Annotated in this window: 10 protein-coding genes; 7 read left to right on the top strand and 3 right to left on the bottom strand. The window is 67.4% G+C overall.

Annotation, left to right across the window (positions count from 1 at the left end; all coding sequences use genetic code 11):
• Positions 1–2,332: sensor histidine kinase (locus NY1_RS40400; RefSeq protein WP_157762820.1), on the bottom strand; the 2,332-nt coding region annotated here is incomplete at its 3' end.
• A gap of 361 nt (positions 2,333–2,693) precedes the next feature.
• Here NY1_RS40400 and NY1_RS40395 point away from each other — a divergent pair.
• From NY1_RS40395 to NY1_RS40365, 7 genes are all read left to right on the top strand, one after another.
• Entirely contained in the window at positions 2,694–4,811 is a 2,118-nt protein-coding gene (locus tag NY1_RS40395) for an AMP-binding protein (RefSeq protein WP_084536294.1), read from the top strand.
• 181 nt (positions 4,812–4,992) lie between these two features.
• Entirely contained in the window at positions 4,993–5,379 is a 387-nt protein-coding gene (locus tag NY1_RS40390) for a hemophore-related protein (protein WP_067723123.1), read from the top strand.
• A gap of 24 nt (positions 5,380–5,403) precedes the next feature.
• On the top strand, positions 5,404–6,111 hold the full coding sequence (locus tag NY1_RS40385; protein ID WP_233034801.1) for a response regulator transcription factor: 708 nt from the start codon (positions 5,404–5,406) through the stop codon (positions 6,109–6,111).
• Positions 6,108–7,478, top strand: coding sequence for a sensor histidine kinase (locus NY1_RS40380; protein WP_084536293.1), 1,371 nt, complete (start codon positions 6,108–6,110; stop codon positions 7,476–7,478). The genes NY1_RS40385 and NY1_RS40380 overlap by 4 nt, the downstream gene beginning before the upstream one ends.
• 67 nt (positions 7,479–7,545) lie before the next feature.
• Complete coding sequence (locus NY1_RS40375; RefSeq protein WP_067723148.1) at positions 7,546–8,706, top strand: YhgE/Pip domain-containing protein; 1,161 nt, start codon at positions 7,546–7,548, stop codon at positions 8,704–8,706.
• A gap of 139 nt (positions 8,707–8,845) precedes the next feature.
• Positions 8,846–9,133, top strand: coding sequence for a hypothetical protein (locus NY1_RS40370; protein ID WP_174564492.1), 288 nt, complete (start codon positions 8,846–8,848; stop codon positions 9,131–9,133).
• Between the two features lie 53 nt (positions 9,134–9,186).
• A complete protein-coding gene (locus NY1_RS40365) occupies positions 9,187–9,771 on the top strand; it encodes an RDD family protein (protein WP_067723118.1) in 585 nt (194 codons plus the stop codon).
• A 57-nt stretch (positions 9,772–9,828) separates the two neighbouring features.
• On the opposite strand, the gene NY1_RS40360 is transcribed toward NY1_RS40365, so the two are convergent.
• Both NY1_RS40360 and NY1_RS40355 read right to left on the bottom strand, forming a co-directional pair.
• Positions 9,829–10,194: an FKBP-type peptidyl-prolyl cis-trans isomerase gene (locus NY1_RS40360; protein ID WP_067723117.1), complete on the bottom strand. Its 366-nt coding sequence runs from the start codon at positions 10,192–10,194 to the stop codon at positions 9,829–9,831.
• Positions 10,195–10,285: 91 nt separating this feature from the next.
• Positions 10,286–11,101: a glycosyltransferase family 2 protein gene (locus NY1_RS40355; RefSeq protein WP_233434698.1), complete on the bottom strand. Its 816-nt coding sequence runs from the start codon at positions 11,099–11,101 to the stop codon at positions 10,286–10,288.
• Positions 11,102–11,209: the final 108 nt, after the last annotated feature.

Below are 11,209 nucleotides of genomic sequence, written 5' to 3'. Positions count from 1 at the left end.
CACCCGGCTGCGACTGCGGGGCGGCCGGGCCGTGTGCACCCGGATCCCGCTGGGGTAGCCCGGGTCTCGCCCCACCGGGAGCGGCCGGGGCGGCGACGGTGTGCTTGACGGTCGGGCCGTTCACACCGGGCTGGCGCTGCGGCAGACCGCCGGGCACCGAGGTGCCGGGAGCCCGCTGCGGGAGGCCGGTGGCCGCGGAGGCGACGGCCGGAGCCGGAGCGGCGGGCGCCGGGGCGCCGGGGGCGGGCGAGACCGCGGGCTTGCCGCCCGCCGGAATCGGCCCGCTCACACCGGGATCCACGGTGACCATCACATTGCCGGTGGCGGTGCGGGTGACCGCCCGCATCTGCATGGAGGACGGCGCACCGGCCTGGTTGCCCGCGCCCTGGGCGGCGGGCGCCGGAGCCGGCTGCGGATTGCCCTGCGGCGGCACCGAGATGGGGCCACCGCCGGAGACGATGAGCGGCTTGGGCACGTGCACGGTCACGGTCACGCCGGGATCGCGCGCGGTGTCGAAGGTCGGCCGCAGGCGCACGGTCAGACCGTGCCGTTCCGCGAGCCGGCCGACCACGAACAGACCCATGTGGCGGGCGGTGTCCGGACCGACCTCGGCCACGGCTTCCAAACGCCGGTTGATCTCGGCCATTTCGGCCGGGGGCATACCGATGCCGCGGTCCGCGACCTCGATGAGCAGACCCTGGTCGTGCGCCTGCGCGAAGGTGAACTTCACGTCGGTCTCCGGCGGAGAGGCCCGCAGCGCGTTGTCCAGGAGCTCGGCGAACAGGTGCGCGAGGTCGGAGGCGGCGGGCTCGACCAGCGAACCACGCGGGGTGGCGCCCAGTTTGACGCGTTCGTAGTCCTCCACCTCGGAGATGGCGGCGCGCAGCACGTCGGCGATCTCGACCGGCGCGGACTTGGTCCGGCGCTGCTTGGTGCCCGCGAGAATCAGCAGGTTGTCACCGTTACGGCGCATACGCGCGGCGAGATGGTCCAGGCGGAAGAGGTTTTCGAGCAGGCGCGGGTCCTTCTCGTCGTACTCCATCGCCTCGATGAGCGAGAGCTGATGATCGACGAGCGACTTGGAGCGACGGGCCAGGGTCTCGAACATGTCGTTGACCTGGGTACGCATGGCGGCCTGGTCGGCGGCCAGGCGCAGCGCCTGGCCGTGAATGTCGTCGACGGCGCGGGCCAGCTGGCCGATTTCCTCGTCGGTGTGCACCGGCATCGGTTCCAGCGGCACCTCTTCGGGATCGGCGCCGTCACGGAGCTGGGTGACCTCCTGCGCGAGGTCGTATTCGGCGACGCGCAGCGCGGCGAGGCGCAGGCGGCGCAGCGGCACGATCATGGCGCGCGCGATCAGCACGGCCAGCGCCATGGCGCCGAGGATGGTGGCGACCACGATGATGGTGTAGCGAATCGCGTCGCTACGCGCGGTCGAGGCGATGGTGTCGACTCGGGACACGATGTCCTTGGTCGCATTGGTCGCGATGGTCTGATACCCGTTGATCGAGGCGACCAGCGAGTCCTTCAGTTCGGTGACCGGCAGCTGCCCCGCCATGGCGGTCGGGCTGTTCACCAGCTGCACGCGAGTGTCGGCCTGGCGCTGCAGTTCCGCGATGATCGGGTCGCCGTCGGCGAAGCGGTGCGCGAGCACCGCGAGCATCTGCCGCTCGGTATTGACGCCGATCTGGATGTCGCGAACGCCGTCCTTCGGGTTGGTGCTGCGTAGCGCCTCGGCCATGCCGGCGACTTCGTTGAACAGCATCCAGCGGGAGTTCAGCGAGTCGACCAGGCGCAGCTTGGCCTGGTCCACATTCTTGTCGGACACGGTCGACACGATGGATTCCACCGTGCGGACGCTGTTGCCACGGATCCGCTCGACCTGGGCCACGGTGTCCGGGATGGACTTGGACGGCGCCAGGCCATTGGCCTTGACCTGCTTGGCGCCCACGATCATGTCGTCGAGCGCGGAGCGCGCGCTCGGGATATCGCTCAATCGGGAGGCGGCCTTCTCGGCGAACTGGATGGCGGTATCCAACTGCACGAGTTCCGGGTCGGAGGTCAGCGACTGGTTCGGGCCCAGCATGACCATCTGACCGGAGGCGACCTGGGCCGCCTGCGCACTCAAACCGGTGATCGCCGGGATCACCCCGACGTGATCGACAGCCGTCGACAGACGGCTCGACTCGGCGAACTCGGCCGAGATCCTCGACGCTCCGAGCACAACCGCGACCAACAAAGGCACGGCGAGCACCGCCGTAACCTTCCATCGCAGGTCCCAGTTGCTCAGCGCCCAGCGCTTATTGCTGCCGGACCTTGCGGCGTCACGCATCTCCCACTCACTTTCCAAACTGGCCCCAGCCACGCGCCATCAGCGAGCCTCCGCGATCGCACGCTTGGCTCGTCAGACGGTGCTGACCGAGAACGGCGGCTGGCCGAGAAATTGCGTCCATGACGGCCGAAATATGTGACATGCGATTCTAACGGATCAATAACTTCTTGTGTGACCTCTTGGCAACCACCGGTCTCTGACCTGCCGTTTGCAGGCAAAATCAAAGGTCGCGGCGTCCGCCCGGACGTCGCGTGAAGTCTGCCACAATCAGGCTGATCTATCGAGGCGGGCATCATCAGCGCTCGTAAGGGACACATGGGCCGCTCGTAAGGGACACCAGGCGGAGCAGGGAGCAACGGGGTTGAACGCGAAGCAGGAGTACCGACCGGCGTATCAGCTGAGCCTGGTCGATCCCTCCGAGTTCTGGCTCGCCGCGGCCGAAACCATCAGCTGGGACGTACCTCCCACCCAGATTGTCGACAATCAGGCCAAGCCGACTGCCCGTTGGTTTCCGGACGCTCGCCTCAACACCTCCTACAACGCGCTGGATCGGCATGTGCGCGAGATCACAGCCCCGGACGGTGAGAACAGCGGTCAGGAGGGGGGTCGCGCCAATCAGCCCGCCCTAATATACGACTCGGCTATGACCGGCGCCAGGCGTGTTTACACATATGCCGAGTTGCTGGACGAAGTTGCCCGATTTGCCGGATCCATGCTGCGCCTTGGCGTTCGGACCGGTGATCGCGTCGTCATCTATATGCCGATGATTCCCGAAGCGGTCATCGCAATGCTGGCGTGCGCTCGCATCGGGGCTGTGCACTCGGTGGTTTTCGGCGGGTTCGCCGCGCACGAATTGGCCGCTCGCATAGACGATGCCGAGCCTGTGCTGATAATCACAGCCTCCGGCGGCCTGGAACCCGGCCGCCGCATCGAATATCCACCGATCGTTTTACAAGCGCTGGATATCGCCGAAACCACCGCTGTCCGTAATGTTTTGGTGAAGCAGCGGGATGGTTTTCCGACCATTCGTTTTGCTGCCGAACAAGCGGCCACCGAATTCTTGCCCGCGTCAACGGAAACCGTGGCGGCGCACTGGCTGGACTGGGACGAGGCGATGGCCGGGGCCGAGCCCGCCGATCCGGTATCCCTCGCCGCGACCGATCCGCTCTACATCCTCTACACCTCCGGCACCACCGGGAAACCCAAGGGCGTGGTGCGCGACAACGGCGGGCACGCGGTCTCGCTGGCCTGGTCCATGCGCAATATCTACGACGTCGGTCCGGGCCAGGTCATGTGCACGACCTCGGATATCGGCTGGGTCGTGGGACATTCGTACATCGTCTACGCGCCGCTGCTGGTGGGCGCGACAACCGTCCTTTACGAAGGCAAGCCGATCGGCACCCCCGACGCGGGCACGTTCTGGCGGCTGGTGGACGAGTACAAGGTGCACGTGATGTTCACCGCACCGACCGCGCTGCGGGCCATCCGCCGCGCCGATCCGAATGCCGAAGCGGCGCACCGGCACGACCTGTCCTCGCTGCGGGCGCTGTTCTGCGCGGGCGAGCGCCTGGATCCGGCCACCTACGACTGGGCGGTCGGCACCCTGCTCGCCGCGCGGCCGGACTGCCCGGTGGTCGATCACTGGTGGCAGACCGAGACCGGCTGGCCCATCTGCGCGAATCCGCTCGGCCTGCAACAACTGCCGATCAAGGTGGGGTCGGCCTCGGTGCCGGTGCCCGGCTACCGGCTGCGGGTGCTGGACTCCGAGGGCAATGCGGTGCCGCCGCACACCGAGGGCAATATCGTCATCGGCCTGCCGCTGCCGCCCGGGACGCTGACCACGCTGTGGCGGGACGACGCGCGCTTCGATCGCTCCTATCTGTCCGCCTATCCCGGCCACTATCTGACCGGCGACTCCGGATTCTTCGACGAAGACGGCTACCTCTATGTCCTCGGGCGCAGCGACGACGTGATCAATATGGCGGGCCACCGGCTCTCGGCCGGCGGGATCGAGGCCGCCATCGCCGGGCATCCGGCGGTCGCGGAGACCGCGGTGGTGGGCATCCCGGACGAGCTCAAGGGCCAGCGGCCGATCGGATACGTGGTGCTCAAGGCCGGTGTCGATCTCGATCCCGAGCAGCTGCGCCGCGAGGTCATCGACCGCGTGCGCGAGCGGGTGGGGGCCATCGCCACGCTGTACGACGTGGTCGCGGTGAGCGCGCTGCCCAAGACCCGGTCCGGAAAGATCCTGCGCCGCACCATGCGCCAGATCGCCGCCGGGGATCCGTGGGAGGTGCCGCCGACCATCGAGGACGCGGCCATGCTGCCGACCCTGGAGAAGCAGATCCGGGACGCGGTGACGCTCATGGAGGACAAGGAACGGATCGCTGCCGCCGAGGCCGCGGCGGCGCTGACCATGCCCATCCGCCGCATCGACCCCAACGCGCCCGGCGGTGAGGAGCCGACGGCTTCGTCCTGACAGACGAGGGGGGTGTGGGGGCCAGGCCCCACACCCCTTTTTCGGGGTTCGGGGCGAAGCCCCGGCAAGGTTCCCTCACAGGCTTCTCAGAAAGCGCTCATCCCGCTCCCATGCGGGTGAATTAGCGTCGGGCGGGCGCGAATCGAGGGATTCGCGTCCTGATGATGGGAAGAGGTCGACGATGAGAATCGTTCGCAATCGCCGGACGGCCGCCGCACTCGGCGCCGGTGCGCTCGCCACCGTCGCGCTGGCGCTGGCTCCCGCCACCGCCTCCGCGAGTCCCGCGGATATGGTTGCGCCCCTGTTGAATACGACCTGCACCTGGTCGCAGGTGGATGCCGCGCTGCACGCCAAGGCCCCCGCCCTGGCCTCCATCCTCGATCAGAACCCGGACACCAAGGCCGAACTGAAGGCCAAGTTCGAGCAGTCCCCCGAGGCCCGCCAGGCCGAACTGGATGCCTACCTCGCCGCCAACCCGGACGCCGCCAGCCAGGCCGAGAACAACCCGAACGCGAGCGGAATCACCGCCGCCATCCAGCAGGTGGCCGACTCCTGCCACAACTACTGAGGTAGCGACGGCAGAATGGAGCCCGTGGTCGAACGCGGAGAGCTACCTACGGTCCTGGTCGTGGACGACGACGAGGATGTGCTCGCATCGGTCGAACGCGGGCTCCGGCTCTCCGGGTTCCGGGTGCTGATCGCCCGGGACGGGGGTGCGGCGCTGCGCAGTGTGTCGGAGGAATCGCCGGATGCGGTGGTGCTCGATATGAATATGCCGGTGCTGGACGGCGCGGGCGTGGTGACCGCGCTGCGGGCGATGGGCAACGAGGTCCCGATCTGTGTGCTGTCGGCGCGCAGTTCGGTCGACGATCGCATCGCCGGACTGGAATCGGGGGCCGACGACTATCTGGTCAAGCCCTTCGTGCTGGCCGAGCTGGTGGCGCGGATCAAGGCGCTGTTGCGCCGCCGCTCCGACGTGCCCGCCTCCACGATTCCGGGCGCGATCACGGTGGGCCCCTTGGAAGTCGATGTCGCGGGCTATCGGGCTTTGCTGCACGGACGCGAAATCGAGCTCACCAAAAGGGAATTCGAGTTGCTGTCCACGCTGGCGCGCAGTGCCGGGGTGGTGCTGAGCCGGGAACGACTGCTGGAATTGGTGTGGGGCTACGATTTCGCCGCCGACACCAATGTGGTGGACGTGTTCGTCGGATATCTGCGCCGCAAACTCGAGATCGACGACACCCCGCGGCTGTTGCACACCATTCGCGGCGTGGGATTCGTACTGCGCGCGCCGAAATGACCGCCGCACCGGATGTCGCCGCGGAAGTGCCGGTCAAACGCCGGCACTCCTATTCGCTGCGCACCCGAGTCGCGGCGGCGGCGGCGCTGGGCGCGACCATAATCGTGGCCATTCTGAGCTGGGTCACCATCTACGCCATCGAACGCAACAATCTCACCCAGACCGATCAGCAGCTGAGCATGGTCTCACAGGTGATCCTGGTGCAGCCGGTGTTCGCGGTACAGGTCATCAAATTGCTCGGCGCCAATGCGGAATTCGCGGTGACCGTGCGCAATCAGAACGGCGTGATCGCCAGTACGTCGGTGCAATTACCGCAGCTCACTCCGGGCAATCGCACCGTGACGGTGGGCAGCGACACCTACCGCGTGCTGACCACCAATACCTCCGATCGCAATTCCGAAATCACTGTCTCCCTGGGCATTCCGACCACCAAGACCGAGCAGGCCACCTCCGATCAGCGCCGCTGGGTGCTGCTGGCTGCGCTGCTGGCGGTGACCGCGTCGGCCGCGCTGGGCTGGCTGTTCGGCGGGCGGGCGGTGCGGCCCATCGTCGATCTCACCCACGAGGTGGACCGGCGCGGCCTGGACGGTGACGCGGAACCCGCACGGGCCGTGGACGGTTCGGGCGTCAAGGAATCGGAGAAGCTGGCCGAGGCGGTCAACACCATGCTGGAACGGGTGGACAAGGCACAGGCCGAGACCGCCGCCGCGCTGGAGACCGCGCGCGATTTCGCGGCCGTGTCCGCACACGAACTGCGTACCCCGCTCACCGCCATGCGCACCGATCTGGAAGTGCTGAGCACCCTGGACCTGGACGAGGCGCAGCGCCGGGAGATCCTCGCCGATCTGCAGCGCGGCCAGAACCGGGTGGAGGCCACGCTGGCCGCGCTGGAGCGGCTGGCGCGCGGCGATCTCACCGACGAACGCGATCATGTGATCACCGATGTCAGCGAGCTCTGCGATGCCGCCGCCCACGACGCCATGCGGCACTTCCCGACCCTGAAGGTGCACATGGACACCCCGCCGGAGCTGATCACCCGCGGGCTGCCCACCGGATTGCGCCTGGCCATCGACAACGCGCTCACCAATTCCGCCCGGCACGGCCGCGCCACCGAAGCGCTGATCACCGCCTATCGCGCGGTCAACGGGCATATCGTGATCGTGGTCGACGACAATGGCACCGGCATTCCACTGGAGGAACGCGAAGCGGTGTTCGAGCGCTTCTTCCGCGGCAGCCGGGCCAGCAAGGGCGGTTCCGGGCTGGGCTTGGCACTGGTCGCGCAGCAGGCCCAATTGCACGGCGGCCGGGCGTATTTCGACGATTCGCCGCTGGGCGGCGCGCGTTTGGTGCTGGATCTGCCCGGCTGACGGTCTTTACCGAACTCTCAGACATTCGCCAGAGCCGAACGCAATCAATACCTCTACGGTCTTCATGGTGTCCGGAAAACGCACCCGCCTGGTCCTGTTGGTACTCGTCGCGGCCGTCGCCGTCGCGGCCGGCGCGGTCGGCTATCTGCGCTGGTCCGTCAATGCGCCCACCGCGGTGGCGATCATCGACGCCGATACCGGAAAGACCGGCGCCACCATCGTGAAAGCCTTGCAGGACAGCGGAACCCGGGACTGGACCGAGGTGGAGGAGGCGTCCACCGGCGATTACGCGGTGATCGTCACCCTGCCCGCCGATCTCTCCGATTCCATCGCCTCGCTGGCCACCGACAAACCGCACAAGGCGCAGGTCACGGTGACCACCAATGACAATGCCGACCCGAACCTGGTGAACGAGGCCGTCAACGAGGTCACCAAGAAGATCAGCGCGAGCAGCCTGGACACACTGTTCGCGAGCATGAACTCCGCGCGCGGGCAGGTCTCGCAGGTGGCGCTGACGGCGAACATCCTGGGCGCGGGCGTGCAGGCGGCGGCCGACGGGGCGAGCCAGTTCACCGGTAGCGCCGACGATATGCTCTCCTTCCTGGAGCAGGCGAAAACCGGTGCCGCGCAGCTGACTTCGGGTATCGAGTCACTGAACTCCACCTTGAACGCGGCCACCTCGCAGGCCAATCAGCTTGCCGCGACGCTGGATTCGACCGGCGTCACCTTCGGTCAGGTGACCTCGACCGCGAGCCAGCTGAGCAACGGCCTGAATATCGTGCTGCCGGTCCTGCGCGGGCTGCCCTTCGCCGCCGATCCGCAGCTGGCCTCGGTCATCACCCAGCTGGAGGGCCTGCAGAGCATCGCGAACCAGGCGAGTGACCAGCTCAGTGGGTTCGCCGCGCTGACCGGAACCACCATCACCCCGGATACCCAGATCGGGCAGTTGCTCCGCGATGCCGGCTCCCGGCTGGGCGACGCGGGTTCGCAATTGAACCAGGGGGCGGATCTGGCCAAGAGCATTCCGGAGATCGCCGACACCGCCCGCACCCAGGTGACCACCGCCATCCAGACGCTCACGGCCGGCGTCACCCAATTGCAGGCGATCACCAACACGCTGGGCAAGCAGGCCGACCAGGCACTGAACACCCTGCCGCAGCGCACCGTGGGCCAGCAATCGCAGATCGCGACCATGCTGGCCGATCCGGTGGAAATCGTGCGAAAGTAAGCCAATTAGCAACCAATCAGCAACAATCGGCGGTTCGCCGAGCTAAAATCATGCCCGAATTGCTCTAATCGACCCGTTTGCTCCACTCCACGGCTCCACCCCCGCGCCACCCGGTACCGGAGAGGAAACGATCGTGAGCATGATGCTGGCCGCGCACGACCTGTACGGCTCGGTTCTCGCCCAGATGGGCAACCCCACCGCCGAAACGCCGCCCATGGCGGACAAACTCATGAAGCTGTTCCGCTACTTCACCTGGTTCACCCAGATGTCGGGCATCGCCGCCATCACCTACGGCGGCGGACGCTTCGCCTGGGAGAAGTGGGGCGGCGGCGGACTGCAGTCGCCGAAGATGATCGCCAACGCCATGTTGGGCGGTGCGACCGCGACTAGCGCCGGAACCATCATGAACACGGTCGTCGGCTCTTAAAGTCGTAGGGAGAAGCGGGGGCGTTGCCCCCGCACTCCGCTGGAGGTACGACCATGAGCAACCCCTACGACCCCTCGCAGCAGCCCGGACAGCCCGGATACGGCGGCTATCCGCAGCAACAACCGCCCGGTTACGGGTATCCCCCGCCCGGTTACGGCGGGCCCACCCCGCCCTATGCCAGCTGGTTGCAGCGCGTGGGCGGCGCGCTCATCGACGGCCTGATCGTCGGCGTGCCGGCGGCCATCCTCTACGGGATCGGCTTCGCGGTCGGGTCCAAGGACATGGACTGCACGACCACCCAGGGCGATTACTCCTACAGCACCGAATGCTCGGGCGGACTGTCCGGCGGCGGCGTGGCGCTGATCCTGCTGGGCGCGCTCGTCGCGTTCCTCGGCAGCCTCTACTTCATCTACATGGAAGGCACCACCGGCCAGACCCCCGGCAAGAAGGTGGTGGGCATCAAGCTGATCCGCGAGGCGGACGGTCAGGTGATCGGCTTCGGCATGTCGTTCGTCCGCCGCCTCTGCCACGTCGTCGACTCCCTGCCCTGCTATCTGGGCTGGTTCTGGCCGATCTGGGACGCAAAGAAGCAGACCTTCGCCGACAAGATCATCAGCACGATCGTCGTCAAGGTCTGAGCCCGGATACGAGAAAACCCGGGCGTACGGATACGCCCGGGTTCCCGAAACCTGTTGTCAGTTCAGGACTTCCAGCAGGTCGATGACGAAGACCAGGGTCTTGCCGCCCAGGTGGTGGCCCGACCCGGCCGGGCCGTAGGCCAGCTGCGGCGGGATGGTGAGCTGGCGGCGGCCGCCGACCTTCATGCCCGGGATGCCTTCCTGCCAGCCCTGGATCAGGCCGCGCAGCGGGAAGGTGATCGACTCACCGCGGTCCCAGGACGCGTCGAACTGCTCGCCGGTCTCGTACTCGACGCCCACGTAGTGCACATCGACGGTGTCACCGGGCTTGGCCTCGGCACCGTCGCCCACCACGATGTCCTTGATCACGAGCTCGGCGGGTGCGGGGCCGTCCTGGTACTCGATTTCCGGCTTGCTGCTCATGGGCTGTCCTCTTCGACTCGGGGATCGGGATCGTTGATCACCTTAGGCGGTCCGGCGACGCGCCCGGCTCATGGCACCCGCCGCGGCACCGTCATTCCCCGATCGAGGAGATGCGCTGCGCGGCGCCGCGCAGCGTGAACCGCCGCCGTTCGAAGTCCCAGAACCGGTACAGCGGCCACTGCACGGTGTGCGCGAACCAGGCCCACACGATGAACCCGCGATGCAGCGGCTGCACGTCGTACCCCTGGTCGGCGATGGTGCGCAGCCCGGTCAGCTGGAAGCGCCACCATTCGGACGGATTGGTGCGCCGCCGCCGCGCCGAGGTCCACGCCTTCATATCGGGCAGCAGTTCGATGCGCAGCGCCCGCTTGGACAGGCACAGCGCGAGGTCCAGATCCTCGATGATGTCCGGGCGGGTCTTGGTGTCGTCGCGGATCTGCTCCCACACCGTGCGCCGCAGCGCGTGATTGGGGCCGTGCACATTGCCGACCTGCTTGCTGAACCGGCCGCGCCGCAGCTGGATCCAGTAGCCGAGCTCGAGCAGTTTGCCGATCGGCGAGTCGTAGTAGTAGGTGAGCCCGGTGACCGCCGCCGTCTCCGGATGCGAATTCAGATGCGCGGCAATGGTTTCCGCCCAGTCCTCGGCCACCAGGGTGTCGCCGTCGGTGCGCGCGATGATATCGCCGCCGGCCTTGTTGAAGCCCGCGTTGCGCGCGAAGGTGAGCCCGCGCTGCGGTTCGTGCAGGATGATCAGCCGCGGCTCGGCGGCCGCGAACTCCTCGAGGATCTCGAGCGTGCGATCGGTGCTGCCGTTGTCCACCACGATGATCTCGTCGATGATCCGCTGCGCCGACAGGCGTTCCAGGGTGCGGCGGATCACCGCCTCTTCGTTCAGGACCGGCACCACGACCGAAAATGATTGGTCCCCCGACCATTCGACCATCATTGGCTGTTCACTCCGACTTCATCCGGGTACGCACATCGCCGGGCGCGGATCACCCACGCGGCCTTCGGG

Source organism: Nocardia yamanashiensis NBRC 100130, from assembly GCF_001613325.1.
Classification (GTDB): Bacteria; Actinomycetota; Actinomycetes; order Mycobacteriales; family Mycobacteriaceae; genus Nocardia; species Nocardia yamanashiensis.
This window is presented reverse-complemented; position numbering and strand designations above follow the sequence as displayed.

What these genes read in the sequence shown, in the direction of transcription:
- NY1_RS40360 (WP_067723117.1), bottom strand. Translation starts at nt 10,194, where the DNA reads ATGAGCAGCAAGCCGGAAATCGAGTACCAGGACGGCCCCGCACCCGCC.
- NY1_RS40365 (WP_067723118.1), top strand. Translation starts at nt 9,187, where the DNA reads ATGAGCAACCCCTACGACCCCTCGCAGCAGCCCGGACAGCCCGGATAC.
- NY1_RS40370 (WP_174564492.1), top strand. Translation starts at nt 8,846, where the DNA reads ATGATGCTGGCCGCGCACGACCTGTACGGCTCGGTTCTCGCCCAGATG.
- NY1_RS40380 (WP_084536293.1), top strand. Translation starts at nt 6,108, where the DNA reads ATGACCGCCGCACCGGATGTCGCCGCGGAAGTGCCGGTCAAACGCCGG.
- NY1_RS40390 (WP_067723123.1), top strand. Translation starts at nt 4,993, where the DNA reads ATGAGAATCGTTCGCAATCGCCGGACGGCCGCCGCACTCGGCGCCGGT.